Here is a 25,169-nt window from a genome sequence, read left to right as displayed (position 1 = left end):
GTTGTCGTTTATCCGATAATAGGCGGCTATTTTATTTCAGGCTAAATAATGACCGATTACTTACTGCTCTTTGTCGGAACTGTGCTGGTGAATAACTTCGTACTGGTGAAGTTCCTTGGCCTGTGCCCGTTTATGGGCGTCTCCAAAAAGCTGGAGACGGCAATGGGCATGGGGCTGGCAACCACCTTCGTGATGACGATGGCCTCCATTTGCGCATGGCTGATTGATACCTGGATCCTGATCCCGCTCGACATGCTCTACCTGCGCACTTTGGCCTTTATTCTGGTCATTGCGGTCGTGGTGCAATTTACCGAAATGGTGGTGCGGAAAACCAGCCCTGCCCTGTATCGCCTGTTGGGTATTTTTCTGCCCCTCATCACCACTAACTGTGCGGTGCTGGGCGTGGCGCTACTGAATATCAACCTTGGGCATAATTTCCTGCAATCGGCGCTGTATGGTTTTTCCGCCGCGGTCGGTTTTTCTTTTGTTATGGTCCTGTTCGCCTCGATTCGCGAGCGTCTGGCCGCGGCGGATATTCCCGCGCCGTTTCGCGGTAACGCCATCGCTCTGGTGACCGCAGGTTTAATGTCTCTGGCCTTTATGGGCTTTAGTGGTCTGGTTAAGTTGTAATGAGTGCTATCTGGATTGCCATCGCGTCCATCAGCGTGCTGGGACTCGTCTTTGGCATCATTCTGGGTTACGCCTCCCGCCGGTTTGCGGTGGAGGACGATCCGGTGGTTGAAAAAATTGATGAACTTTTACCCCAGAGCCAGTGCGGGCAGTGCGGCTACCCTGGCTGCCGCCCTTACGCTGAGGCGGTGGGCGTGCAGGGAGAAAAGATCAACCGCTGCGCGCCGGGTGGCGAAGCGGTCATGCTTAAAATAGCTGCCCTGCTGAACGTCGATCCCCAGCCTGTCGACGGCGATGAACAGGCCCAGGAGCCTGTTCGTGCCCTTGCTGTTATCGACGAAGCCAACTGCATTGGCTGCACAAAATGTATTCAGGCGTGTCCTGTTGACGCCATTGTGGGCGCAACGCGCGCGATGCATACCGTTGTGGCGGATCTGTGCACCGGCTGTAATCTCTGCGTGGCGCCCTGCCCGACGCAGTGTATAGAACTGCGCCCGGTTGAAACGACTACCGAAAACTGGAAGTGGGACCTTCAGACCATTCCGGTTCGCAATATTCCTGTGGAACAACATGCTTAAGTTATTTTCTGCCTTCAGAAAAGAGAAGATCTGGGATTTCGACGGCGGCATTCATCCGCCTGAGATGAAATCGCAGTCTAACGGCACGCCGCTGCGCCAGATCCCGCTGGCGACCCGTTACGTTATGCCCCTGAAACAGCATATCGGCGCGGAAGGCGAATTGTGCGTGAAAGAAGGCGATAGCGTTCTTCGCGGCCAGCCGCTGACCTTTGGTCGCGGACGGATGTTGCCGATACATGCCCCGACTTCCGGTAAGGTGGTGGCTGTTGCCCCCCATACCGTTGCCCATCCGTCGGCGTTGTCTGAGCTGAGCGTGATCATTGAAGCCGATGGTGAAGACCGCTGGATCGAGCGTGACGGCTGGAGCGACTACCGTTCCCACAGCCGTGAAGCGCTGATTGAACGCATTCATCAGTTCGGCGTGGCGGGTCTGGGGGGCGCAGGCTTCCCGACCGGCGCTAAGCTTCACGGCGGCGGCGATAAAATCGAAACGCTGATCATCAACGCCGCCGAGTGCGAACCGTACATCACCGCCGATGACCGTCTGATGCAGGACTGTGCCGCGCAGGTGGTGGAAGGTATTCGCATTCTTGCGCATATCCTGCAACCCCGCGAAGTGCTGATCGGTATTGAGGACAATAAACCGCAGGCCATTTCGATGCTGCGTGCAGTACTGGCGGACAGCCATGATATCGCCCTGCGCGTGATCCCGACCAAATATCCGTCCGGCGGGGCAAAACAGCTGACGCAGATCCTGACCGGCAAACAGGTCCCCCACGGGGGCCGTTCGTCCGACATCGGCGTGCTGATGCAAAACGTGGGGACCGCCTACGCGGTGAAACGTGCGGTGATTGACGGCGAGCCATTGACCGAGCGCGTCGTCACGCTGACCGGCGAGTCCGTCTCCCGTCCCGGCAACATCTGGGCGCGTCTGGGTACGCCGGTGCGTCATCTGCTGGAACAGGCTGGCTTCTGCCCGGGTAGCGATCAACTGGTCATTATGGGCGGCCCGCTGATGGGCTTTACCCTGCCGTGGCTTGATGTGCCGGTGGTGAAGATTACCAACTGCCTGCTCGCCCCTTCCCTGACGGAGATGGGCGAAACGCAGGAAGAGAAAGGTTGCATACGCTGTAGCGCCTGTGCGGACGCATGCCCGGCAGATTTACTGCCGCAGCAGTTGTACTGGTACAGCAAAGGCCAGCTGCACGATAAAGCCCAGGCGCATAACCTGGCTGACTGTATTGAATGCGGTGCCTGCGCCTGGGTCTGCCCAAGCAATATTCCGCTGGTGCAGTATTTCCGTCAGGAGAAAGCTGAAATCTACGCCATCTCCATGGAAGAAAAACGTGCCGCTGAAGCGAAGGCCCGCTTTGAAGCGCGCCGGGCGCGACTGGAGCGCGAGAAACAAGCCCGTCAGGAACGCCATAAGCAGGCTGCCGTGCAGCCTGCGGCGAAAGATCAGGATGCCATTAACGCAGCCCTGGCCCGCGTACGCGAGAAGAAAGCCACCGCCGCCCAGACGGTTGTGATCGCTCCGGGAGAAAAACCGGACAACAGCGAAGCGATTGCGGCCCGCGAAGCGCGGAAAGCCGAAGCACGCGCGCGTCAGGCGGAGAAAGCGCAAAACGCCAAACCGGAAGCCGACATCGACCCGCGTAAAGCGGCGGTGGAAGCGGCTATTGCCAGGGCAAAAGCCCGCAAAGCCGGTCAGCAGACAGTGGTGGTTGAACAGGAAGCGACGGATCCGCGCAAGGCGGCCGTTGAAGCCGCTATCGCCCGCGCCAAAGCACGTAAAGCGGCACAGCTACAACCTGCCGAAGAGAGTGAAGCCCCTGTCGATCCGCGTAAAGCCGCCGTTGAAGCGGCCATCGCCCGTGCCAAAGCACGAAAAGCGGCACAGCAGGACGAACTGCCTGCGGCCGCTAATGACGATCCACGCAAAGCCGCAGTCGCCGCCGCGATTGCGCGCGTTCAGGCAAAGAAAGCCGCGCAGCAAGCCGTTAACGAGGATTAAATGGTTTTCAGAATTGCAAGTTCCCCTTATACCCATAACCAGCGCCAGACATCGCGTATTATGATGCTGGTGTGCCTGGCCGCGCTGCCAGGTATTGCCGTACAGTGTTGGTTTTTCGGCTGGGGTACGCTTTTCCAGTTAGTTCTGGGTTGCGCCAGTGCCGTCGCAGCGGAAGCCGCGATCCTGAAGCTGCGCAAAATGGAGGTGACTCGCATCCTGAGCGATAACTCCGCCCTGTTGACCGGCCTGTTGCTGGCCATCAGCATTCCCCCGTTCGCCCCGTGGTGGATGGTGGTATTGGGAACGGTGTTTGCGGTGATCATCGCCAAGCAGCTGTACGGCGGGCTGGGCCATAACCCGTTTAACCCGGCGATGATTGGCTACGTAGTACTGCTGATCTCCTTCCCGGTACAGATGACCAGCTGGCTGCCGCCGCATGAGATCGCCGCCACGGTGCCCGGCTTTATGGATGCCCTGCACGTTATCTTTACCGGCCACACCGCGCTGGGCGCAGATATGAACGCGCTTCGCATGGGCGTGGACGGCATCAGTCAGGCCACTCCGCTCGATACCTTCAAAACCTCCCTGCGTGCCGGACAAAGCGTGGAGCAGGTGATGAAATCGTCTATTTACAGCGGCGTACTGGCAGGTGCTGGCTGGCAGTGGGTCAATCTGGCCTACCTGTTGGGTGGCGCGTTCCTGCTGCAACAGAAGGCGATCCGCTGGCATATTCCGGTGAGCTTCCTGGTGACGCTGGCCGTCTGCTCGACGCTCGGCTGGGTTATCTCACCTGAGTCACTGGCCAGCCCGCAGCTCCATCTGCTCTCCGGCGCGACCATGCTCGGGGCATTCTTTATTCTGACCGATCCGGTCACCGCCTCTACCACCAACCGTGGTCGTCTGATTTTCGGCGCGCTGGCAGGCTTGCTGGTCTGGCTTATTCGCAGCTTTGGCGGCTATCCGGACGGCGTGGCATTTGCCGTGCTGCTGGCTAACATCACCGTTCCGCTCATCGACTACTACACGCGTCCACGCGTGTACGGTCATCGCTAAGGGTCGCGCCATGCTCAAGACAATGCAAAAACACGGCGTCACGCTGGCGATCTTCGCCGCCGCCCTCACCGGGCTGACCGCGCTGGTAAATGAACTGACGAAAACCACCATTGCAGAGCAGGCAATGAAGCAGCAAAAAGCGCTGTTCGATCAGGTGATCCCATCCGATCTCTACGATAATGACCTGCAAAAAAGCTGCTTTGTCGTGCAGGCTCCGCAGCTTGGTAAAGGACCCCATCGCGTTTATATTGCCCGCAAGGGCGATAACCCCGTGGGCGCCGTCATGGAAGCCACCGCGCCGGACGGTTACTCCGGTGCGATTCAGCTGCTGGTGGGCAGCGATTTTTCCGGCACCGTACTGGGTACGCGCGTGACGGAGCATCACGAAACGCCGGGCCTTGGCGACAGAATTGAAACACGCTTAAGCGACTGGATCTTACACTTCGCCGGAAAGATGATTCATGGCGAGGACGATCCTGCTTTCGCGGTGAAAAAAGATGGCGGCGAATTTGACCAGTTCACGGGCGCCACGATTACTCCGCGCGCGGTGGTCAACGCCGTAAAGCGCGCCGGGCTGTATGCCGAAACGCTGCCCGCGCAGATCAATCATCTTTCCACCTGTGAGGAGTGACCATGAGCCAGGTTAAAGAGGTTATCGTCCAGGGTCTCTGGAAGAACAACTCCGCGCTGGTGCAGCTGCTGGGGCTATGTCCGCTGCTGGCGGTGACGTCTACCGCCACCAACGCGCTCGGGCTGGGGCTGGCGACCACGCTGGTGCTGACCCTGACTAACTTTTCCATTTCTGTTTTGCGCCGCTGGACGCCGTCAGAAATCCGTATTCCGATTTATGTCATGATCATTGCGTCGGTGGTCAGCGTCGTGCAAATGCTGATTAACGCCTACGCATTTGGCCTGTACCAGTCGCTCGGGATCTTCATTCCGCTTATCGTGACTAACTGTATTGTCGTAGGCCGCGCTGAAGCCTTCGCGGTGAAAAACAATCCGGCCATATCCGCGCTGGATGGGTTTTCCATCGGCATGGGCGCGACTGCCGCCATGTTCGTCCTCGGCTCTCTGCGTGAAATTTTGGGCAACGGTACGCTCTTCGACGGTGCGGACGCGCTGCTTGGCGGCTGGGCGAAGTCGCTGCGTATTGAGGTGTTCCATACGGACACCCCGTTCCTGCTGGCCATGCTACCTCCTGGCGCCTTCATTGGCCTTGGGATGATGCTGGCGTTAAAATACCTGATTGATGAAAAACGTAAACGCCGCGCCGCTGAACGCAGCGTACAGGAAGGGATCCCCGAGAAAGCAGTATGAATAAAGAGAAACGCATTGCGATCCTGACGCGCCTGCGCGATGAGAATCCTCATCCAACGACAGAGCTGAACTTTAACTCGCCGTTTGAACTGTTGATCGCGGTGCTGCTCTCTGCACAGGCGACGGACGTGAGCGTCAATAAAGCCACTGCCCTGCTCTACCCTGTCGCCAATACGCCGCAGGCCATGCTGGAGCTGGGCGTTGAAGGTGTGAAATCCTATATCAAGACCATTGGCCTGTTTAACAGCAAGGCCGAAAACGTCATTAAGACCTGCCGGATCCTGCTGGAGAAGCACGGCGGTGAAGTCCCTGAAGATCGCGCCGCGCTGGAAGCGTTGCCGGGCGTCGGGCGTAAAACGGCAAATGTGGTGCTGAACACGGCGTTTGGCTGGCCGACCATCGCCGTGGATACCCATATCTTCCGCGTCTCAAATCGCACCCGTTTCGCGCCGGGTAAAAACGTGGAAGAGGTTGAAGAGAAGCTGTTAAAAGTCGTTCCTGCGGAATTTAAGGTGGACTGCCACCACTGGCTGATCCTGCACGGCCGGTATACCTGTATTGCCCGTAAGCCACGCTGCGGTTCCTGCATTATCGAAGATCTCTGCGAATACAAAGAAAAAGTCTATCCCTGAGCGTAAACCACCTTACTTCTTACCTTTTCAAGCCCTTAGAATTAACAAGGGCTCTGATATCTTCTCATTTGACCATAAATTACCCTCTTTTTCTCCTTTACGCATTGTCGATTCTTCGGTCATTTAACACTCAAACAGGTTAATAGTTTTTTCATCACCAAAAATTTCTATACATCTGTGATCGCGATCACTCTGATAACCTGATGTTGGATTTTTGTTGTTAAAACCCGCCCAACCCCTTTGTCAGACAAGATTTCGTCTATTCCATACCGCACATAAGACCAGTCATTTTTCAGAACATGGGCTATATCACTGCCAATCACCCGAAATAGCAGAACATATCGCCATACAGCCATTAAACAGGGTCACTCACAGTCAAAAAAACCACTAATTTTCAACCAATGAAATTTAAAGCTGCATAACATTTGCGTGAACCGATGATTATACCGCCAGAGTTATATGTAACAGATTATTACAAACGTATTGCCAGATGCGGCTGGATAGTGAACATTACCCGCCGTTTCCCCTCCCAATATAACTATAAAGCGGATGGACTACGGTCATCACGCTATGAACACCCCCGTTAATATGGGATGTAAAAAAAGAGGTATATGTGTCTACTGCAAACAATAAACCAACAGATGAGAGCGTAAGTCTTAACGCTTTCAAACAGCCTAAAGCGTTCTATCTCATTTTCTCTATCGAATTATGGGAACGTTTTGGCTACTACGGCCTGCAAGGGATCATGGCGGTTTACCTGGTTAAACAGCTGGGTATGTCTGAAGCCGATTCCATCACGCTATTCTCTTCCTTCAGCGCCCTGGTGTATGGCCTCGTCGCTATCGGCGGCTGGTTAGGCGATAAAGTCCTCGGTACTAAACGAGTCATTATGCTGGGCGCCGTTGTTCTGGCGATTGGCTATGGGCTGGTTGCCTGGTCCGGGCACGATGCAGGTGTGGTTTACATGGGCATGGCTACCATCGCGGTAGGTAACGGCCTCTTCAAGGCGAACCCATCTTCCCTGCTCTCTACCTGCTACAGCAAAGATGACCCACGTCTGGACGGTGCATTTACCATGTACTACATGTCCATCAACATCGGCTCTTTCTTCTCTATGCTGGCAACCCCATGGCTGGCCGCAAAATTCGGCTGGAGCGTAGCGTTTGCGCTGAGCTTCGTGGGTATGCTGATCACCGTTGTGAACTTCCTGTTCTGCCGTAGCTGGGTTAAAGACTATGGTTCAAAACCAGACTTCGAACCCGTGCACATGGGCAAACTGCTGGCAACCATCGTCGGCATCGTGATCCTGGCCGCTGTCGCCACCTGGCTGCTGCATAACCAGGGCGTTGCACGTGCCGTACTGGGCGTGGTTGCGCTGGGTATCGTGATTATCTTCGCGAAAGAAGCCTTCGCGATGCAGGGTGCGGCACGTCGTAAGATGATTGTGGCGTTCATTCTGATGCTGGAAGCAATCATCTTCTTCGTTCTGTACAGCCAGATGCCAACGTCTCTGAACTTCTTCGCTATCCGCAACGTTGAGCACTCCATCCTCGGTATCGCGTTCGAGCCGGAGCAGTATCAGGCCCTGAACCCGTTCTGGATCATGATTGGTAGCCCGATTCTGGCCGCTATCTACAACAAGATGGGCGACCGTCTGCCTATGCCGCACAAATTCGCTATCGGTATGGTGCTGTGCTCTGGCGCATTCCTGGTGCTGCCGCTGGGGACGAAATTCGCGACCGACGCGGGTATCGTGTCTGTAAACTGGCTGATCCTGAGCTATGCGCTGCAATCCATCGGTGAACTGATGATCTCCGGTCTGGGCCTGGCGATGGTTGCGCAGCTGGTCCCTCAGCGTCTGATGGGCTTCATCATGGGTAGCTGGTTCCTGACTACCGCTGGCGCGGCCATCATCGCAGGTAAGATTGCGAACCTGATGGCGGTACCAGACAACGTTACCGACCCGCTGGTTTCCCTGAATGTCTACGGCACCGTGTTCATGCAAATTGGTATCGCGACCGCCGTGATTGCCGTACTGATGCTGCTGACCGCACCTAAACTGAATCGTATGACGCAGGACGACGACAAATCCGCTAAAGCGATTAAAACCGCGAACGCGTAATGTCATCGGGAAACGACTGAACAGAAGCCGCTAATTGATTAGCGGCTTTTTTTTTATCCGAACGCGCACTAACATAGCTGGAACCTCAGCAAAAAGGAGTTACCGATGAAACTGTTCTATAAACCGGGCGCCTGCTCTCTTGCTTCCCATATTACGCTTCGCGAGAGCGGTAAAGATTTTACGCTGGACGGCGTTGACCTGATGAAAAAGCGCCTGGAAAACGGGGATGACTTTTTTGCGATTAACCCAAAAGGGCAGGTTCCGGCCCTGCTGCTGGATGATGGCACCCTGCTGACCGAAGGGGTGGCGATTATGCAATTCCTGGCGGACAACGTACCGGATCGTCAGCTCCTTGCCCCCACCGGCAGCATTGCGCGTTATAAGACGCTGGAGTGGCTGAACTATATTGCCACCGAACTGCACAAAGGCTTTACGCCCCTGTTCCGCCCGGACACGCCAGAAGAGTACAAACCTACCGTGCGCGCGCTGCTGGAGAAAAAGTTGCAGTACGTTAACGACGCGCTGAAAGACGACCAGTGGATCTGTGGCTCGCGTTTCACTATCGCCGATGCCTATCTGTTTACCGTTCTGCGCTGGGCGCGCGCGGTTAAGTTGAACATGGAAGGATTAGACCATGTCGCCTCGTATATGACGCGCGTGGCGGAGCGTCCTGCGGTGGCGGCGGCGCTGAAAGCGGAAGGGTTGAATTAACGGAGCGGCCTGGGGAGCCGGGTGGCGCTGACGCTTACCCGGCCTACAAATTCCGTAGGCCCGTGCAAGCGCAGCGCCGCCGGGCAGTGTCTATAGCTGCGTTGCGCTAAAATAGTGCTCCGGCTTCGCGATGCGATCCTGTGCCGCGACGACCTGGAGCTCATATTCCTGCATCGTCTTCGTCGCAATCATGATTTCATAAACGGCTGCGGTGACGTGCTCCAGCGCATCGCGCAGGCTCGCGCCCTGCAATAGTTTCACCAGCAGCAAACCGCTGGTCACATCCCCGACCCCGACAGGCTGACGTGTACCGAAATCCACTAGCGGTCGACTGATATGCCAGGCTTCATCCTTCGTCACCAGCAGCTTCTCAAAACGGTCCTGGCTCAACCCTGCGCGTGCCAGGTGTTTCACCAGTACAATCTCTGGCCCCTGGGCGATCAGCTCGCGAGAGGCGCTTACAGCCTCTTCTACGCTGTTAACCGGATGCTCGCTGAGGATCTCCAGTTCAATCAGGTTGGGGGCAATAATATCGCTGGCGGGCAATGCATGACGGACATGAAACTCCGCAACGCCCGGCGCTACGATGCAGCCTTTTTCCGGATGTCCCATCACCGGATCGCAGAAATATTTCGCCGCGGGGTTTGCCGCTTTCACCTGGCGCACAATGCCGAGGATGTGCTCCCCCTGCTCCGCCGATCCCAGATAGCCGCTCAGTACGGCATCGCAGCGTTTAAGCTGGTCGATATCCGCAATCCCCTGAACGATTTCCGTCAGATGCGACGGCGGCATCACGCAGCCGGTCCATTTACCGTACTGGGTGTGATTCGAAAACTGGACGGTATTGAGGGGCCAGACATTAACGCCGAGGCGGCGCATCGGGAATTCCGCAGCGCTGTTGCCAGCATGTCCAAACACAACGTGGGACTGAATGGCGAGGATGTTCTTCATGTTGTACTTACCAAACCCTGTCAAAACAAAAGGGGCGTGGTTTCCCACGCCCCTGCATACTTTTAATTACTTCCAGCAGACCAGGCAGTAATTTTTCTTACCGCGACGCAGCAGCGTGTAGCGACCATAGAGACGGTCGTTCTCGGTAAAGGTGTATTCCGGATCGGCCTGTTTTTCGCCATTAATGGTGATCGCGTTAGAGGCGATGGTTTTACGCGCCTGACCGCGAGACGGCTGGAGCTCGGAGTCCACCAGCGCCTGCATCAGATCGGCGCCTTTTTCCATCTCCACCATCGGTACGCCATCCTGCGCCAGCTGTTCGAAATCCGCTTCGCTTAAATCGCTCAGGGTCCCGTTGAACAGGCTCGCCGTAATGCGTTTCGCCGCCGCCAGACCTTCTTCGCCGTGAACCAGTTTGGTTACTTCGTCCGCCAGCACGTACTGGGCGCGTGGTGCTTTACCGCTGTTCTTGTCTTCTTCTTCCAGCGCATTGATTTCTTCGATATCCATAAAGGTGAAGAACTTCAGGAAGCGATAAACGTCGGCATCCGCCGTGTTGATCCAGAACTGGTAGAATTTATACGGGCTGGTTTTCTTCGGATCCAGCCATACCGCGCCGCCTTCGGTCTTACCGAACTTGGTACCGTCTGCTTTGGTGATCAACGGCACGGTCAGACCAAACACCTGATTCTGGTGGAGGCGACGGGTCAGATCGATACCGGAGGTGATGTTACCCCACTGGTCGGAACCGCCAATTTGCAGAGATACGCCGTGCAGCTTGTTCAGGCAGGCGAAGTCATACCCCTGCAACAGGTTGTAGGAGAACTCGGTGAAAGAGATACCTTGGTCGTCACGGTTAAGACGCTGCTTCACTGCTTCTTTGTTAATCATCTGGTTAACAGAGAAGTGTTTGCCGATGTCACGCAGGAACGTCAGCACGTTCATGCCACCAAACCAGTCGTAGTTGTTCGCCGCAATCGCAGAGTTCTCACCGCAGTCGAAATCCAGGAACGGTGCAACCTGTTTACGGATCTTATCCACCCACTCCTGCACGGTATCTTCGGTATTCAGCTTACGCTCAGCGGCTTTGAAACTTGGGTCGCCAATCAGACCGGTCGCGCCGCCAACCAGAGCGACAGGCTTATGGCCGGCCATCTGGAAGCGTTTCAGGCATAACAATGGAACAAGATGCCCCAAATGCAAGCTGTCAGCGGTGGGATCGAAGCCGCAATAGAGCGCGATCGGGCCTTGCGCCAGTCGCTCTGCTAACGCTTCCTCGTCCGTCACCTGGGCCACGAGGCCCCGCTCTTGCAATTGTTTAATCAAGTTACTGCTTGCCATCAAATTCTCCATGTATAAACGACTGCACCTTTGCCGGTACACGACTTTTCGCCTGATGCGAAAGGACCATAGAATAAAGCGCCAGCGCGGTGTGCGCTAGCGCTTAAATCAACAAATTTTGGGGATTACGGTGCCAGTCTGTCGATTTTCCAGCCACCGTTGTCGCGCTGGTATAAAAAGCGGTCGTGGAGACGGTGTTCACCGCCCTGCCAGAATTCCATCTGCTCAATGGGGATGCGGAACCCACCCCAGAAACTCGGCAGCGGTACTTCACCCTGCTGAAACTTCTGTTTGAGTTCGAGGAATTTACTCTCCAGCACGCCGCGGGCTGAGATTCGGCTGGACTGTTTAGAGACCCAGGCACCGATCTGACTGTCGCGCGGGCGGCTGTGGAAATATTTCACCACTTCGAGCGTAGAGAGGCGCTCCGCCTTGCCGGTAACCATCACCTGGCGCTCAAGCATATGCCACGGGAAGAGCAGGCTAATACGCGGATTATTTTCAAGGTGATGCGCTTTACGACTGCCCAGGTTGGTGTAGAACACCAGCCCTTTCTCGTCATAATGCTTGAGAAGAACGATGCGTTGATACGGCTGACCATTTTCATCAACCGTGGCAACGACCATCGCCGTCGGGTCGGCCAGTTTCGCTTCGCAGGCCTGCTTCAGCCAGCGTTCAAAAAGCACCAGCGGTTCGGCGGGAAGATCCTGGCGGCGCAAACCGCCTTTGGTGTATTCACGGCGCAGATGCGCAATTTGCTGTAGTTCGTCGTTATCTGACATGGCGTTAGCTGAAAGTGAGATTGGGTGGCGCTATTGTGCGCGCCCCCTTCAAAAATCTCAACGCTTCGGATTTTGAAGCTGACAATTGTTCAGCACAATGCGGTCACGCTTGTAGACGGTGGCGCTGTCGCCTTTCGACCAGAAGACGTAGATCCCGTCTGAGTAGCGCGCACCGGAGGCCGACATTCCCTGCTTCAGCGTCAACAACTTATTGTCATAAACAAAGCTGGCTTCCTGACGCGGGTTGTTCAGCTTCACCGTCAGCGGTTTTTCATCACAACGATATTCCAGCGTATCGGTTTGCATACGCTCAACGAACTGGTTATAGACGCTGCATCCGGTCATAAGAAAAGGTACAGCAATGAGAAGAAGTTTTTTCATGGGCAGATTCCGAAGACTATCCTGGTCCTGGAGGGCCTAACCGCCCTCCTGTTTTTCCCTATTTTACGGGTTACGCCTCCCGCTGAATTTCAGTTAACTCTGATTATGGCGCGGGTTTGCGGGGAAAATGGCCCCGAGGACGCTCGCCTCCCGCGCACCGGTTACGGAGGGTAAATTACCCGGCAGACCGGCAACCGTACGCCAGGCAAGCCAGGCGAAGGCCAGCGCTTCCATATCGTCTCCGCTGATCCCGGCTTCATCAGTGGTCGTGACTTCGGTGCCCGGCAGCAAGGCGGCGAGGCGTGCCATCACCAGCGGGTTTCGGCTTCCGCCTCCGCATACCAGCAAGCGCTCACACCCGCCGCTCAGCAACACCTGTTCAGAGATCGACACCGCGGTGAGCTCCGTCAGCGTAGCCTGAATATCCTGAGGCGCAAGGCCGGGGAAGCGCGCCAGCTGACGTTCAAGCCAGCCGTAGTTGAAATATTCCCGCCCCGTGCTTTTTGGCGCAGGCAGAGCAAAGAAAGGATCGCTTAACAGGGTTTGCAGCAAGGGAAGGATCACTTTCCCCTGGCTGGCCCACTGCGCGTCTTTGTCATAGGCTTTACCGCTCTGACGCCAAATCCAGGCATCCATCAGCATATTACCGGGTCCGGTATCGTACCCCCGCACGGGCTGCCCGGGAATAAGCATCGACAGGTTGGCGATCCCGCCGATGTTCAGGACCATCCTGCGCTCTACCGGGTGCGCCAGCAGCGCCTGATGAAATGCCGGAACCAGCGGCGCCCCCTGCCCGCCGAGGGCCATATCACGACGACGGAAATCACCCACCACCGTTACGCCGGTTTTTGCCACAATCTGGTTGTTATCGCCAATTTGCATCGTGTGCGGCGCCTCGCCGACAGGTTCATGCCAGACGGTCTGCCCATGGCAGCCTATTGCCACGATGTCCTGCGGGTGGAGTCTTTCCTGCTGCATCAGGGCCAGTACCGCATCAGCAAACAGCGCCCCCAAACGCACATCCAGTTGGCCCAGTTGGGAAAGCGTCAGCTGTTGCCCCTGGCAGATGTTCAGGATCTCTTCTTTTAACGAGACCGGAATTGGCCAGGTCAGGCTTGCCTGCTGCGCCACCATGTTTTCATCAATGGCGGCCAGAACGACATCCACACCGTCAAGACTGGTACCAGACATCACACCGATATAGCGACCCGATTTCATGCGCTTTCCTTACGTTACATGGGCTAAGTGCAAACACTCCATCATAAATAACGCGGCTTTGCTATGCGGTGATAATAATTTTTAACAATCTCAGACCTGTAGCACAGGCGATGTTTGTTTATGTCCCGTTAAGCCCTGTTCAGGTAAAATTTATTTATTCGGCATGCAAAGATATGAACTGTGGTCAGGAATGCCATATAATTTAGCCATAACGGATGCCCCAACCGGGCGTTTTTTGGTGAACAGGAGAGTCAAATGATTTTACGTGTACTGGGCGTTTCGCTGATTGGTTTAACACTGGCGGGTTGTGTGAATGACAGTTCACTCTCCGGCGACGTATATAGTGCTTCTGAAGCTAAACAGGTGCAGAACGTGACATACGGTACTATCGTTAATGCCCGTCCTGTTCAGATTCAGGGGGGCGATGACACGAACGTGGTGGGCGCAATCGGCGGTGCTGTGCTGGGTGGTTTCCTGGGTAATACCATTGGCGGCGGCACCGGACGTTCTCTGGCGACCGCAGCGGGCGCAGTTGCAGGCGGCGTAGCGGGTCAGGGCGTTCAGGGTGCGATGAACAAAACTCAGGGCGTTGAGCTGGAAATCCGCAAAGACGATGGCAGCACTATTATGGTTGTGCAGAAACAGGGTAACACCCGCTTCTCTGCTGGCCAGCGTGTTGTTCTTGCAAGCAACGGCAGCCAGGTCACCGTCTCCCCGCGTTAATATCCTGATGGATGTGGTCTTTCAGACCGCATCCATTTACCAAAATCATCATTTCCAATAATATATTGGCACAATATATTCACATGGTGAATTATTCATTTCACCCGTTCTTGTCCGTGCGCAAAGTATTTTTTATTTCCCTCGCTTAGACTCTTCGCAATCTCTTTTTCCTTTTTTAATTTTTAAATTCTCTATGCTTGCGATCTGTCGATTTTTAAAGAACCGCTTTGTGGCCTTCGCGCTTGGGTGCATTGTTATCATTGCCGTATTACAAGGTTTTTTTATAAAACTTGTTGAATGGGTTCCTTCGTTTTCACCTTTGTTTTTCCCTACGCTGACGATATTTCTTCTGGTGTTCCATCTGTTTATTGCCTGTTTTATGGCAATGAAATACTGGTGCGACAAAAGGCGATTATATCTTGTTCCCATTGCCCTGGCCTTTGCCGGTTCGGCGTTACTGATGGTGGGGACACTGGCCAGCTTCCCGGCCTGGCTTGATCTCTATCAGTTCAACGAAGCGAACTATAACGACGCCATGATTTTCTACATGTTCCGCCACTTTTTAATGGCGGTGCTGATGATCGTCGCAGCATTACTGTATACCCTGCGCAATTCTGCGCTCTCACGAAGCGCCCATGTTGGTATCGTTGTCGGCGCCTCGCTCTTTACGGGCTGTATGCTTGGGCTGGCATTGTTCTATTCCAGCCATTCAACCCTGCTCACACTGGACCTGGTGGATAATGAAACCCGACAGTTTATGGTTCTCTGGAGCCAGGCGATCAATATCATTTTGATCGTCCTGTGGGTAGTAACGTTAATCACCCTGTTGGCCATTACCCGCGTGAGGAATTTGTTTTGGGTCGGCGGCAATTTTTTATGTGTCTGTTATATCGTCACTCTGCTCATGCTATTGTTAGGCGGACACGCTGAAGATATTTCATGGTACCGGGCACGGTTATTCGAAACTGTCGCTACGTTAATGATTATTTTCATCTTACTTTCCGACGTATTTAATTTGTATCGTGACTCGCATGTAAAATATCAGCAGTCTTATCAAAATTCCATCCGCGACCCCCTCACCCGTCTTTATAATCGCAGCTATTTCTATGATTCATTAAATCACGCGCTAAACACGGCCACGGTGACACATCCGGTATCGGTGGTCGTGAGCGATCTTGACCGTTTTAAACGCATTAACGACTGCTACGGTCATTTGCAAGGGGATAGGGTTTTACAGTTTGTCTCAAACCTGTTGACCGATTCGGTGCGACCGCAGGATATCGCGGCGCGGATCGGCGGCGAAGAGTTTGTGCTCATGCTGACAAATACACCGTCCGATGTCGCGCATCAGGTTGCCGAACGTATTCGCCTCAAGTTGAGCGGGTTTGACAAGGCCAGCAGCGGTGGGCAGCTTCCGGAACCGATTACCATTAGTATGGGAGTATTCACCGCTACCTCGCCGGAAACCAGCGCTGAAACCTGTGTGGAAAGCGCGGATAAAGCCATGTACGAGGCAAAAGAGACGGGCCGCAACCGGGTGGTGGTGTTCAGAACATGACAAAGGCCTTGCACGAGCAAGGCCAGTGAACAACGTCAGTCGCGCGACTGTAAATCGTGGATGTTTTGCTCAAGACGGGCGATGAGTCCGATCAGCATCTCCAGCTCAGCGGGTGAAATACCGGCCAGGATCTCCCCTCGCGTTTTACTGATGACGGTTTCCATCTCAGTAATAATCGGGGCCGCTTTTTCCGTCAATTTGATCCGCTTGGCGCGACGGTCGCTGGCGCAGGTTTGTCGGGAGATGAGTCCCTTCTCTTCCAGCTGGTCAAGGGTACGCACCAGGGAAGGCTGTTCAATACCAATCGCTTTTGCCAGTTGGATCTGTGACTGATCGGGCGGAAGCTGATGGATGTTGTGCAGCGTAACCCAGTGCGTCTGTGTGAGTTCCAGAGGTTTCAGGCGATGGTCAATCAGAGCACGCCAGATGCGTACCAACCTTGCCAGATCAGAACCTAATGGCGATTCCAATTTCATCTCCTTATAATTAGCTTGCTAAGTGATTATAGTGATTTTAGAATAGTTTGCAGTATTTGTATTGCCAAAACAAATGCAATCACGGTATTCATCATTCCTTAAAGGATGATTTACACTGAACGGTAATGCGCCATCGCATTGAAATCTGCCATTGTGGCCCTCATTCCACCGCAAAGGATCGCTGCTTGTGACGTTGTTTTCCTTCTCCGCAGGGTTGCCCCTCCAGGATCTGATTGTTGGCGCATCGGTCTACTTTCCGCCACTGTTTAAAGCCGTGATGGTCGGTTTTGTGATCTGGCTCATTGCGCATCGTCTGCTGCGCGACTGGATGTATTCCGGTGAAATCTGGCACCCGATGTTAATGGATCTCTCCCTGTTTACCCTCTCCGTCTGTCTTGGCCTTGCCGTGTTAACCGTGTGGTGAGAATAGCATTGAAAACGTTAAAATATTTTTCCACTCTTTTCGTCTTAGCGCTGGCGCTTATCGCCGGCTGGTGGCTCTGGAATTATTACATGCAGTCGCCCTGGACGCGTGACGGCAAGATCCGCGCGGAACAGGTCAGCATCACGCCACAGGTGTCCGGCAGTATCAGCGCGCTGCTGGTGAAGGACAACCAGTTCGTTCATGCGGGTGATGTGTTATTCCGCATCGACGAGACCCCTTTTCACATTGCAGTGCTCAATGCCCAGGCGCAGCTCGCAAAAGCTCAATCCGATCTGGCAAAAGCCAATAACGAAGCCGAACGTCGCCGACATCTGTCGAGGAATTACATCTCTGCGGAAGATCTCGATACCGCCAATATCAATGTAAAAGCCATGCAGGCCAGCCTGAAGGTTGCAGAGGCAACGCTGAAACAGGCCGAGTGGCAACTGACCCAGACCGTTGTCAAAGCTCCGGTGGATGGATGGATCACGAGCTTGTCGACCCGTGTGGGGGATTACGCCACCACAGGCCAGCCGGTCTTTGCCCTGGTCGACAGCCGCTCTTTCTATGTTGTAGGTTATTTTGAAGAGACCAAGCTGCGCCATATCCGCGAGGGAGCGCCTGCCCGAATCACGCTTTACAGCGGCGCAGAAACGTTACAGGGTCACGTTAGCAGCATAGGTCGGGCAATTTACGATCAGAGCGTGGAAACCGATTCTGGCCTGGTGCCCGACATCAAACCCAACGTACCGTGGGTGCGTCTGGCTCAGCGGGTGCCTGTTCGCGTCGAGTTTGATCAACTGCCGAAAGACATTACCTTGGTCTCTGGCACAACCTGCACCGTCGCCATCGGATCGCGATGATGAACCTGGGAGCTTTCTCCTGGCGCAATACGCCGTGGATAAAAGCGACACGGCCGCAGTGGCGTTACGCGCTGCGTAACGGCATCGCCATGTGCCTTGCGCTTACGGTTGCCTATTATCTGAATCTGGATGAGCCTTACTGGGCGATGACCTCTGCGGCGGTCGTCAGCTTCCCAACCGTCGGGGGCGTTATCAGTAAAAGCCTCGGGCGCGTGGCGGGTAGCCTGCTGGGGGCAACCGCCGCACTGCTTCTTGCCGGCCATACTCTGAACGATCCCTGGCTCTTTTTGTTAAGCATGTCGGCATGGCTGGGGCTGTGTACCTGGGCCTGCGCTCATTTTACCAATAACGTTGCCTATGCGTTTCAACTGGCGGGTTACACCGCGGCCATTATCGCCTTTCCGGTCGTCAACGTGCTGGATACCACTGAGCTGTGGGATATCGCCCAGGCACGCGTGTGTGAAGTGATGGTCGGCATTCTGTGCGGGGGCGTCATGATGATGATCCTGCCCAGTACCTCAGATGGCACTACGCTTATCACCGCACTTAAAACGATGCACGCACGTTTGCTGGAACATGCCAGCCTGCTCTGGCAGCCTGACAGCAGCGATGACATCCGCCTCGCGCACGAAAAGGTCATCGGCCAGATCCTGACCATGAACCTGTTGCGCATCCAGGCTTTCTGGAGCCACTACCGTTTTCGTCGCCAGAACACGCTTCTGAACTATTTACTGCACCAGCAATTGCGGATGACGAGCGCGATCTCGAGCCTTCGTCGGATGTTGCTGAACTGGCCTGCACCCCCAGCCCATACCCGGGAGATTATCGAGGCGCTGCTCGCTACCCTTGCGCGTTCGGATGCCGATATTTATACCGTGGCCCGCATTATCGCGCCGCTCGCCCCAGCGGATGAATATGACTACCGGCATCGCGCCTTCTGGCAGCGTCTGAACTATTTCTGCCGCCTGTATCTGCGCAGCAGCCGCTGGTTAAAAGCCGTCGAGAATGCCACGCCCGTCACCGAATTTTCCGTTCCCGGTAGTCCTGCTCTGGCGCGGCATACCGACGCAATGGAGGCGCTGTGGAGCGGTTTTCGTACGTTTTGCGCGTTGACGGCCGTGGGCGCATGGGCCATCACCACGCAATGGGATGCGGGCAGTGCGGCCCTGACGCTTGCGGCAATAAGCTGCGTGCTCTATTCCGTCGCCGCTTCCCCCTTTAACTCCCTGACGCTTCTGCTGCGTACGCTGGTGCTGCTGTCGCTGTTCAGCTTCGTGGTGAAATTTGGTTTGATGGTGCAGATAACCGACCTCTGGCAATTTCTGCTATTTCTCTTCCCGCTATTAACCACCATGCAGTTGCTCAAACTGCAAATGCCTAAACTGGCCGGTCTGTGGGGTCAGTTAATTGTTTTTATGGGCTCATTTATCTCTGTAACGAATCCACCGGTTTACGATTACGCTGATTTTCTCAACGACAACCTGGCGAAGATCCTCGGCGTGGGGCTGGCGTGGCTGGCTTTCGCCGTGCTACGCCCGGGCTCGGACGCGCGTAAAAGCCGCAGGCATATTCGGGAGTTGCGCAGGGGTTTTGTCGATCAGCTGAGCCGCAGGCCGCATCTGCGCGAAAGCGAGTATGAATCGCTGGTTTACCATCATGTCAGCCAGCTGAATAACAGCCAGGATTCACTCTCCCGTCGCTGGCTACTGCGCTGGGGCGTGGTGCTGCTAAACTGTTCGCACGTGGTGTGGCAGTTGCGCGCCTGGGAGACGCGTTCCGATCCGCTGTCGCAGGTCCGTGATAACTGTATTTCCATGCTCCGCGATGTGATGAGCGAGCGCGGGGTGCAGCAGCGCCCCCTGAGCGTCACGCTCGCCGAGCTTCAGCGTATTTGCGACACGCTGGCGCACCATCATCAGCCTGCGGCCCGCGATCTGGCATCCATTATCTGGCGGCTGCACTGCTCCCTGTCACAGCTTGAACAGGCGCCGCCACCCGGAACGATTGGCGATCAGATCACCCCGCAGGCATAGCGCGCCCCGCCGCCGCCAAGCGGTTTAGGTTGATCGGACATGTTATCGCCGCCCACGTGGATCATCAGCGCCTTGCCTTTGACCTCGTCAAGCTTTTTGAGTCGTGGCGCCACAACCGGATCGGTGGCTTTACCATCGTTATTTACCACCAGCACCGGCAGATCACCGAGGTGCCCCATCCCTTCCGGGCCTTCATGCTTACCGGAGTTCTGCGGGTCGAGATGCCCCCCTGCGGCTTCCGCAGCTGTTGGTTTCCCCTCTTTCATCGCGGGTTGACAGCTGCCTTTAGCATGAACGTGAAAACCATGTTCGCCGGGTGGAAGAGCCTTGAGATCGGGAGCAAATTCCAGCCCTTTATCGGTTTCGGTGATTTTCACCGTCCCGATGGACTGACCTACCCCCTGAGAAGTGACGAGATTCATTTCAACGTCCTCGCTGGCTGCCTGCGCCCCTGCGCAAACAACCAGCGTGACCATTGCCAGAGCAAAACGCTTCATATGACCTCCACAGGTTATTTTTTGCACCTTAAGTCTATACCAGAGGCGCAGATTTCACCGGAAAGTCAGGTTCAGGCGTGCTCAGGGTACGTCGTAGCCCAGCGCCGCCTTACGAATGCGGAACCACTGCTGACGCGTCATATCCAGCTCCTCAGCTACAAGCGCAGCGCGGACACGCTCAATTTTGCCGGAGCCAATAATTGGCAGCGGTTTAGACGGCAGGCGCAGGATCCAGGCGTAAACCACCTGCTCGATACTCTCCGCATTCAGTTCGCGCGCCACCGTTTCAAGCTCGTTACGCAGCGGCTGGAATGGCTCATCGTTAAACAGACGGCCGCCTCCCAGGCAAGACCATGCCATTGGACGGATGCGCAGCTGTTGCAGTTGGTCGAGCGTGCCATCCAGCAGCAGCGGCTGATGAACAGGCGAGATCTCCACCTGATTCGTCGCCAGCGTAAACGGCAGGCGAGACTGCAATAGCGCAAACTGTGCCGGGGTGAAGTTAGACACGCCAAAATGGCGCACTTTGCCGCTCTGGTGCAGCGTCAGGAAGGCTTCCGCGACCTCATCCGCATCCATCAACGGATCGGGACGGTGGATCAGCAGCAGGTCGATACGATCGGTGGCCAGGTTGACCAGTGACTGCTCGGCGCTTTTAACGATATGCGCGCTGTCAGTGATGTAATGTCCAAGCGCATGCTCCGGTTTTGCTGTGGTGGCAATACCGCATTTGGTCACAATCTCCATTCGTTCACGCAGCCCCGGCGCACGCTTCAGCGCTTCGCCAAAGGCGGCCTCGCACTGATAGCCGCCATAAATATCAGCATGATCGACGGTGGTGATCCCGAGATCGAGATGCTCTTCTATAAAGTCCGCCAGCTGGACCGGAGACATATTCCAGTCCATGAGGCGCCAGTAGCCCATAACAAATCGGGAGAATTCCGGGCCCTGTGGGGCAAGGGTAATACGCTGAACCATAACATTTTCCTCAAGGAAGTCATGTCACCAGTATACGCAATTACCCTGCTAAAACAGTGAAGGTTGCTGAGGTTCTTCGGGTTCAACCGCTTTGTTTGCACGAATTTTACGCAGCAGACGCTGTCGGCAAAGCCGTAAGACCTCCTGCTTTTGCGCGTCGCTGAAATTTTGCCAGTTAAAACGTTCATCGCGCGTGCGCATGCAGCCACGACAGTATCCTCGTTCATCAACCTGGCAAATACCCCGGCACGGGCTCTGGACAGGGAAAAATTCCAGTTGCTCTGCCACACCTACCTCCAGAACGTCATTATTCCCTACAGTGAAGACCCTAAATGGCTTGCATGCAAGGATGTCTGCCACAAACAGGACATTAAGGTTTCGCTAATCTTCCCTTCTTATACTCGCCGCATTGATATAACGAATGGTCTGCTTATCATGTGGTTCGCAAAAAAGTTACACTGTAACGATATAAAATTTACTCTGGGCTGTGCATTTTTCTTTACCGTACTGAATGCACTGTTTATCCAGCGCAGCTGGTCAATTATTGCGCCTGCGCATCTGCACGATGTCCTGTTTGCTGCCAGCGTGCCGCTGGTACTGTTCTGCGGCTGGGTGATTGTCTTCAGCCTGTTAAATATCCCCTATATTCGTAAGCCGCTCCTGATTGTCCTGACCCTGGGATGTGCCGCCGCGACCTGGTTTATGTATACCTATGGCGCGGTTATCGATCAGAACATGATTGTGAACGTGTTCGAGACTAATTCTCAGGAAGCGACAGCCCTGGTGACGCCGCAGATGATCCTGTGGCTGGTCGTAGCGGGTCTGGTTCCATCTGTTGTGTTAGCCCTGACGCGCATTCGCACCGGAAAATGGTGGTATGCCCTCCTGACGCGCTTCGCCGCTATGCTGGGTGCGCTGCTGGTGATCATCCTGGTCGCGTCAGTGTTCTATAAAGACTATGCTTCGCTGTTCCGCAATAACAAAAGCATCGTAAAAATGGTCACCCCGGCGAATTACGTGAGCGCCCTGGTGAAATACAGCAAAATGCGCTGGTTTGCCGGCGACCAGACGCTGGTCCGCATTGGCGAAGATGCTCATAAAGGCGCGCTGATTGCCAGCCAACGCAAGAAAACCGTGCTGGTTGTGGTGGTGGGCGAAGCCTCCCGCGCTGCAAACTACTCGTTAAATGGTTACCCGCGTGAAACCAACCCCGAGCTGAAAAAGCAGGATGTCATCAACTTCCCGCGGGCCTCCTCCTGTGGCACGGAAACCGCTGTTTCCGTCCCCTGCATGTTCTCCGGCATGACGCGGAAAAAATATGACGCGGACCTCGCCCATCATCAGGAAGGTCTGCTTGATGTGCTTAACCACGCCGGGTTCAACCTGCTGTGGCGCGACAACGACGGCGGATGTAAAGGCGCCTGCGACCGCGTGCCGCACACGGACATGACCCAGTGGAAACTGGATCAGTTCTGTAAGGACAAATCCTGTATCGACGACGTTAACCTGTACCGCCTGGACAACGTGCTGGATGGAATAAAGCAGGATACGGTTCTGGTTATTCACCTGATGGGCAGCCACGGTCCGGCCTATTACAAACGCTACCCTGATAGCTTCCGCAAGTTCACCCCAACCTGCGATACCAATGAAATTCAGGATTGCGATCATCAGTCGCTGATCAATACCTATGACAACACGATTCTGTATACCGATAGCGTCGTCAGCCGAACCATCGACGCACTGAAAGCCCGGCAGGCCAACATGAACACGGCGCTCATTTACCTCTCCGATCACGGTGAATCGCTGGGCGAAAGCGGAATTTACCTGCACGGTACGCCGTATATGCTGGCCCCGGAGCAGCAAACGCATATTCCTTTTATGTTCTGGCTCTCCCCGGATTATGCGAAAAACTTCGGCGTAAACACGGATTGCATGCGTGACCATGCCGCAAAAGAGGCGGTTTCACAGGACAATTTATTCGCCACCGTTCTGGGCATGATGGACGTGAAATCAGCGGTTTATCAGCCGCAGCTGGATATTCTGTCACAGTGTCGTCGCCAAGCGGGCTTGCATTAGACCGAACGGTCTATTAGAGTAAGGGCATGAGCAGACACACTGAACACGATACACGAGAACATTTGCTGGCTACCGGCGAGCGCCTTTGCATGCATCGCGGGTTTACCGGGATGGGGCTTAGCGAGTTGTTAAAAACCGCTGAAGTACCTAAGGGATCGTTTTATCACTATTTTCGTTCCAAAGAGGCGTTCGGCGTTGCCATGCTGGAGCGGCACTACGCCAGCTACCATCAGCGCCTGGCAGCCCACTTCGCCAGCGGTGAAGGTGACTACCGGGATCGTGTTCTGAACTACTATCAGGAAACGCTGACGCAGTTCTGTCAGCAGGGCATCATCAGCGGCTGCCTGACGGTAAAACTGTCTGCCGAAGTGTGCGATCTCTCCGAAGATATGCGCACCGCCATGGATAAAGGGGCCAGCGGCGTGATTGCACTGCTGGCTCAGGCGCTGGAGAGCGGGCGCAATGAAAAAACGCTCTCCTTCTCCGGCGATCCGCTCACGCAGGCACAGGTGCTCTATTCCCTCTGGTTAGGCGCCAACCTGCAAGCAAAAATGTCTCGCAGCGCCGTGCCGCTCGAAAGCGCGCTGGCGCACGTGAAAAACTGTATAACCGCGCCAGGCGTGTAGCCGGCGTTTTTATTTACCCTTTTACTAGTCGACTGGTCTACTCAGGAGCCATTATGTCCGCTGAAAAGCTGTTTACCCCACTGAAAGTGGGTGCCGTTACTGCCCCAAACCGCGTGTTTATGGCCCCACTCACCCGTCTGCGCAGCATCGAGCCGGGCGATATCCCAACGCCATTGATGGGTGAGTATTATCGTCAGCGCGCCAGCGCGGGCCTGATAATTTCCGAAGCCACGCAGATTTCTGCCCAGGCAAAAGGCTACGCCGGTGCGCCGGGTCTGCACAGCCCGGAACAGATCGCCGCGTGGAAAAAAATCACCGCAGGTGTTCATGCTGAAGATGGCCGTATTGCGGTTCAGCTGTGGCACACCGGTCGTATCTCACACAGCAGCATCCAGCCTGGCGGTCAGGCGCCGGTTTCTGCTTCTGCCCTGAACGCCAATACCCGCACTTCCCTGCGCGATGAAAACGGTAATGCGATCCGCGTTGACACCACCACGCCACGCGCGCTGGAGCTGGACGAGATCCCGGGTATTGTGAATGATTTCCGTCAGGCCGTCGCCAACGCTCGTGAAGCGGGCTTCGACATGGTTGAGCTGCACTCTGCGCACGGTTACCTGCTGCATCAGTTCCTGTCCCCTTCTTCCAACCAGCGTACCGACCAGTACGGCGGCAGCGTTGAAAACCGCGCGCGTCTGGTGCTTGAAGTGGTGGATGCTGTCTGTAATGAGTGGAGCGCAGACCGCATTGGTATTCGTGTCTCCCCGATCGGTACTTTCCAGAACGTCGACAACGGTCCGAACGAAGAAGCAGACGCGCTGTATCTGATTGAAGAGCTGGCGAAACGTGGTATCGCCTATCTGCACATGTCCGAGCCGGACTGGGCAGGCGGCAAGCCTTATAGTGAAGCCTTCCGCCAGAAAGTGCGCGAGCGCTTCCACGGCGTGATTATCGGGGCGGGCGCGTATACGGCAGAGAAAGCTGAAGATCTGATCGGGAAAGGCCTGATCGACGCCGTGGCCTTTGGCTGTGACTACATTGCTAACCCGGATCTGGTTGCCCGTTTGCAGAAGAAAGCCGAACTGAACCCGCAGCGCCCTGAAAGTTTCTATGGCGGCGGCGCGGAAGGTTATACCGACTACCCTTCACTGTAATCCCGCTTTGTACATTGATAGCGGCGACCTT

At 55.3% G+C, this 25,169-nt stretch carries 26 protein-coding genes; 17 read left to right on the top strand and 9 right to left on the bottom strand.

Annotated elements, in window-relative coordinates; genetic code table 11:
- Positions 1-48 precede the first annotated feature (48 nt).
- From rsxA to gstA, 9 genes are all read left to right on the top strand, one after another.
- Complete coding sequence (gene rsxA, locus ACOTXL_RS15430; RefSeq protein WP_003857582.1) at positions 49-630, top strand: electron transport complex subunit RsxA; 582 nt, start codon at positions 49-51, stop codon at positions 628-630.
- On the top strand, positions 630-1,208 hold the full coding sequence (gene rsxB / locus ACOTXL_RS15425; protein ID WP_003857583.1) for an electron transport complex subunit RsxB: 579 nt from the start codon (positions 630-632) through the stop codon (positions 1,206-1,208). The genes rsxA and rsxB overlap by 1 nt, the downstream gene beginning before the upstream one ends.
- Positions 1,201-3,222, top strand: a complete 2,022-nt coding sequence (gene rsxC, locus ACOTXL_RS15420; protein WP_045350976.1) for an electron transport complex subunit RsxC — start codon at positions 1,201-1,203, stop codon at positions 3,220-3,222. The genes rsxB and rsxC overlap by 8 nt, the downstream gene beginning before the upstream one ends.
- Complete coding sequence (gene rsxD / locus ACOTXL_RS15415; RefSeq protein WP_003857588.1) at positions 3,223-4,275, top strand: electron transport complex subunit RsxD; 1,053 nt, start codon at positions 3,223-3,225, stop codon at positions 4,273-4,275.
- 10 nt (positions 4,276-4,285) lie between these two features.
- Positions 4,286-4,906 carry an electron transport complex subunit RsxG gene (gene rsxG, locus ACOTXL_RS15410; RefSeq protein WP_045350975.1) on the top strand — a complete coding sequence of 207 codons (621 nt, stop codon included), beginning with the start codon at positions 4,286-4,288 and terminating at the stop codon, positions 4,904-4,906.
- Positions 4,907-4,908: 2 nt separating this feature from the next.
- Positions 4,909-5,595 (top strand): electron transport complex subunit E, encoded by a 687-nt coding sequence (locus ACOTXL_RS15405; RefSeq protein ID WP_003857592.1) that lies wholly within the window; start codon positions 4,909-4,911, stop codon positions 5,593-5,595.
- Entirely contained in the window at positions 5,592-6,227 is a 636-nt protein-coding gene (gene nth, locus ACOTXL_RS15400) for an endonuclease III (protein ID WP_003857594.1), read from the top strand. The genes ACOTXL_RS15405 and nth overlap by 4 nt, the downstream gene beginning before the upstream one ends.
- Positions 6,228-6,840: 613 nt before the next feature.
- Positions 6,841-8,349 carry a dipeptide/tripeptide permease DtpA gene (gene dtpA / locus ACOTXL_RS15395; protein WP_003857596.1) on the top strand — a complete coding sequence of 503 codons (1,509 nt, stop codon included), beginning with the start codon at positions 6,841-6,843 and terminating at the stop codon, positions 8,347-8,349.
- Positions 8,350-8,454: 105 nt separating this feature from the next.
- Positions 8,455-9,060, top strand: a complete 606-nt coding sequence (gene gstA, locus ACOTXL_RS15390) for a glutathione transferase GstA (RefSeq protein WP_003857598.1) — start codon at positions 8,455-8,457, stop codon at positions 9,058-9,060.
- Between the two features lie 90 nt (positions 9,061-9,150).
- On the opposite strand, the gene pdxY is transcribed toward gstA, so the two are convergent.
- The 5 genes from pdxY to anmK all read right to left on the bottom strand — a co-directional run bounded on the left by pdxY (position 9,151) and on the right by anmK (position 13,733).
- A complete protein-coding gene (gene pdxY, locus ACOTXL_RS15385; protein ID WP_003857599.1) occupies positions 9,151-10,011 on the bottom strand; it encodes a pyridoxal kinase PdxY in 861 nt (286 codons plus the stop codon).
- Positions 10,012-10,077: 66 nt separating this feature from the next.
- Positions 10,078-11,352 (bottom strand): tyrosine--tRNA ligase, encoded by a 1,275-nt coding sequence (tyrS, locus tag ACOTXL_RS15380; RefSeq protein ID WP_003857600.1) that lies wholly within the window; start codon positions 11,350-11,352, stop codon positions 10,078-10,080.
- Positions 11,353-11,477: 125 nt separating this feature from the next.
- Positions 11,478-12,134 carry a pyridoxamine 5'-phosphate oxidase gene (pdxH, locus tag ACOTXL_RS15375; protein WP_003857601.1) on the bottom strand — a complete coding sequence of 219 codons (657 nt, stop codon included), beginning with the start codon at positions 12,132-12,134 and terminating at the stop codon, positions 11,478-11,480.
- Between the two features lie 57 nt (positions 12,135-12,191).
- Positions 12,192-12,515 carry a C-type lysozyme inhibitor gene (gene mliC, locus ACOTXL_RS15370; RefSeq protein WP_003857602.1) on the bottom strand — a complete coding sequence of 108 codons (324 nt, stop codon included), beginning with the start codon at positions 12,513-12,515 and terminating at the stop codon, positions 12,192-12,194.
- A 93-nt stretch (positions 12,516-12,608) separates the two neighbouring features.
- Positions 12,609-13,733, bottom strand: coding sequence for an anhydro-N-acetylmuramic acid kinase (anmK, locus tag ACOTXL_RS15365; RefSeq protein ID WP_003857603.1), 1,125 nt, complete (start codon positions 13,731-13,733; stop codon positions 12,609-12,611).
- Between the two features lie 255 nt (positions 13,734-13,988).
- On the opposite strand from anmK, the gene slyB reads away from it, so the two are divergent.
- Both slyB and ACOTXL_RS15355 read left to right on the top strand, forming a co-directional pair.
- The gene (gene slyB, locus ACOTXL_RS15360; protein ID WP_003857604.1) at positions 13,989-14,456 is read left to right on the top strand and encodes an outer membrane lipoprotein SlyB; all 468 of its coding nucleotides are present in this window, start codon (positions 13,989-13,991) and stop codon (positions 14,454-14,456) included.
- Between the two features lie 193 nt (positions 14,457-14,649).
- Positions 14,650-16,014 carry a GGDEF domain-containing protein gene (locus tag ACOTXL_RS15355; protein ID WP_045350974.1) on the top strand — a complete coding sequence of 455 codons (1,365 nt, stop codon included), beginning with the start codon at positions 14,650-14,652 and terminating at the stop codon, positions 16,012-16,014.
- A 35-nt stretch (positions 16,015-16,049) separates the two neighbouring features.
- Here ACOTXL_RS15355 and slyA read toward each other — a convergent pair whose 3' ends face one another.
- A complete protein-coding gene (gene slyA / locus ACOTXL_RS15350) occupies positions 16,050-16,490 on the bottom strand; it encodes a transcriptional regulator SlyA (protein WP_006808997.1) in 441 nt (146 codons plus the stop codon).
- A gap of 187 nt (positions 16,491-16,677) precedes the next feature.
- Here slyA and ACOTXL_RS15345 point away from each other — a divergent pair, with 187 nt between their 5' ends.
- The 3 genes from ACOTXL_RS15345 to ACOTXL_RS15335 are packed head-to-tail and all read left to right on the top strand — an operon-like array spanning position 16,678 to position 19,810.
- Complete coding sequence (locus ACOTXL_RS15345; protein ID WP_003857607.1) at positions 16,678-16,914, top strand: DUF1656 domain-containing protein; 237 nt, start codon at positions 16,678-16,680, stop codon at positions 16,912-16,914.
- A gap of 2 nt (positions 16,915-16,916) precedes the next feature.
- Positions 16,917-17,777: an HlyD family secretion protein gene (locus ACOTXL_RS15340; protein ID WP_032610212.1), complete on the top strand. Its 861-nt coding sequence runs from the start codon at positions 16,917-16,919 to the stop codon at positions 17,775-17,777.
- The gene (locus ACOTXL_RS15335; protein WP_045351003.1) at positions 17,777-19,810 is read left to right on the top strand and encodes an FUSC family protein; all 2,034 of its coding nucleotides are present in this window, start codon (positions 17,777-17,779) and stop codon (positions 19,808-19,810) included. Before ACOTXL_RS15340 ends, ACOTXL_RS15335 begins: the two co-directional genes overlap by 1 nt.
- On the opposite strand, the gene sodC is transcribed toward ACOTXL_RS15335, so the two are convergent.
- The 3 genes from sodC to ACOTXL_RS15320 form a co-directional block, all read right to left on the bottom strand.
- Positions 19,789-20,307, bottom strand: a complete 519-nt coding sequence (sodC, locus tag ACOTXL_RS15330) for a superoxide dismutase [Cu-Zn] SodC (RefSeq protein ID WP_032609061.1) — start codon at positions 20,305-20,307, stop codon at positions 19,789-19,791. The genes ACOTXL_RS15335 and sodC overlap by 22 nt on opposite strands.
- Before the next feature lie 81 nt (positions 20,308-20,388).
- On the bottom strand, positions 20,389-21,285 hold the full coding sequence (locus ACOTXL_RS15325) for an aldo/keto reductase (protein WP_045350973.1): 897 nt from the start codon (positions 21,283-21,285) through the stop codon (positions 20,389-20,391).
- A 48-nt stretch (positions 21,286-21,333) separates the two neighbouring features.
- Positions 21,334-21,573: a DUF1289 domain-containing protein gene (locus tag ACOTXL_RS15320; protein WP_003857614.1), complete on the bottom strand. Its 240-nt coding sequence runs from the start codon at positions 21,571-21,573 to the stop codon at positions 21,334-21,336.
- A gap of 147 nt (positions 21,574-21,720) precedes the next feature.
- Here ACOTXL_RS15320 and eptA point away from each other — a divergent pair, with 147 nt between their 5' ends.
- From eptA to ACOTXL_RS15305, 3 genes are read left to right on the top strand one after another with little or no spacing between them, the layout of a single operon-like run.
- The gene (eptA, locus tag ACOTXL_RS15315; protein WP_045350972.1) at positions 21,721-23,361 is read left to right on the top strand and encodes a phosphoethanolamine transferase EptA; all 1,641 of its coding nucleotides are present in this window, start codon (positions 21,721-21,723) and stop codon (positions 23,359-23,361) included.
- Between the two features lie 26 nt (positions 23,362-23,387).
- Positions 23,388-23,987 (top strand): TetR/AcrR family transcriptional regulator, encoded by a 600-nt coding sequence (locus ACOTXL_RS15310; protein WP_003857618.1) that lies wholly within the window; start codon positions 23,388-23,390, stop codon positions 23,985-23,987.
- A 53-nt stretch (positions 23,988-24,040) separates the two neighbouring features.
- Positions 24,041-25,138, top strand: coding sequence for an alkene reductase (locus ACOTXL_RS15305; RefSeq protein ID WP_045350971.1), 1,098 nt, complete (start codon positions 24,041-24,043; stop codon positions 25,136-25,138).
- The last annotated feature ends 31 nt before the right edge of the window (positions 25,139-25,169 follow it).

It is taken from the genome of Enterobacter cloacae complex sp. IR5402 (assembly GCF_049238125.1).
GTDB lineage: Bacteria > Pseudomonadota > Gammaproteobacteria > Enterobacterales > Enterobacteriaceae > Enterobacter > Enterobacter hormaechei_C.
The sequence above is the reverse complement of the archived record's forward strand: the minus strand, read 5'-3'. Positions and strand labels throughout refer to the sequence as shown.

Bases quoted from the DNA above. Each gene is read 5' to 3' on its own strand.
- rsxA (WP_003857582.1), top strand. From the start codon at position 49: ATGACCGATTACTTACTGCTCTTTGTCGGAACTGTGCTGGTGAATAAC.
- rsxB (WP_003857583.1), top strand. From the start codon at position 630: ATGAGTGCTATCTGGATTGCCATCGCGTCCATCAGCGTGCTGGGACTC.
- rsxC (WP_045350976.1), top strand. From the start codon at position 1,201: ATGCTTAAGTTATTTTCTGCCTTCAGAAAAGAGAAGATCTGGGATTTC.
- rsxD (WP_003857588.1), top strand. From the start codon at position 3,223: ATGGTTTTCAGAATTGCAAGTTCCCCTTATACCCATAACCAGCGCCAG.
- rsxG (WP_045350975.1), top strand. From the start codon at position 4,286: ATGCTCAAGACAATGCAAAAACACGGCGTCACGCTGGCGATCTTCGCC.
- ACOTXL_RS15405 (WP_003857592.1), top strand. From the start codon at position 4,909: ATGAGCCAGGTTAAAGAGGTTATCGTCCAGGGTCTCTGGAAGAACAAC.
- nth (WP_003857594.1), top strand. From the start codon at position 5,592: ATGAATAAAGAGAAACGCATTGCGATCCTGACGCGCCTGCGCGATGAG.
- gstA (WP_003857598.1), top strand. From the start codon at position 8,455: ATGAAACTGTTCTATAAACCGGGCGCCTGCTCTCTTGCTTCCCATATT.
- pdxY (WP_003857599.1), bottom strand. From the start codon at position 10,011: ATGAAGAACATCCTCGCCATTCAGTCCCACGTTGTGTTTGGACATGCT.
- tyrS (WP_003857600.1), bottom strand. From the start codon at position 11,352: ATGGCAAGCAGTAACTTGATTAAACAATTGCAAGAGCGGGGCCTCGTG.
- pdxH (WP_003857601.1), bottom strand. From the start codon at position 12,134: ATGTCAGATAACGACGAACTACAGCAAATTGCGCATCTGCGCCGTGAA.
- mliC (WP_003857602.1), bottom strand. From the start codon at position 12,515: ATGAAAAAACTTCTTCTCATTGCTGTACCTTTTCTTATGACCGGATGC.
- anmK (WP_003857603.1), bottom strand. From the start codon at position 13,733: ATGAAATCGGGTCGCTATATCGGTGTGATGTCTGGTACCAGTCTTGAC.
- slyB (WP_003857604.1), top strand. From the start codon at position 13,989: ATGATTTTACGTGTACTGGGCGTTTCGCTGATTGGTTTAACACTGGCG.
- ACOTXL_RS15355 (WP_045350974.1), top strand. From the start codon at position 14,650: ATGCTTGCGATCTGTCGATTTTTAAAGAACCGCTTTGTGGCCTTCGCG.
- slyA (WP_006808997.1), bottom strand. From the start codon at position 16,490: ATGAAATTGGAATCGCCATTAGGTTCTGATCTGGCAAGGTTGGTACGC.
- ACOTXL_RS15335 (WP_045351003.1), top strand. From the start codon at position 17,777: ATGAACCTGGGAGCTTTCTCCTGGCGCAATACGCCGTGGATAAAAGCG.
- sodC (WP_032609061.1), bottom strand. From the start codon at position 20,307: ATGAAGCGTTTTGCTCTGGCAATGGTCACGCTGGTTGTTTGCGCAGGG.
- ACOTXL_RS15325 (WP_045350973.1), bottom strand. From the start codon at position 21,285: ATGGTTCAGCGTATTACCCTTGCCCCACAGGGCCCGGAATTCTCCCGA.
- eptA (WP_045350972.1), top strand. From the start codon at position 21,721: ATGTGGTTCGCAAAAAAGTTACACTGTAACGATATAAAATTTACTCTG.
- ACOTXL_RS15310 (WP_003857618.1), top strand. From the start codon at position 23,388: ATGAGCAGACACACTGAACACGATACACGAGAACATTTGCTGGCTACC.
- ACOTXL_RS15305 (WP_045350971.1), top strand. From the start codon at position 24,041: ATGTCCGCTGAAAAGCTGTTTACCCCACTGAAAGTGGGTGCCGTTACT.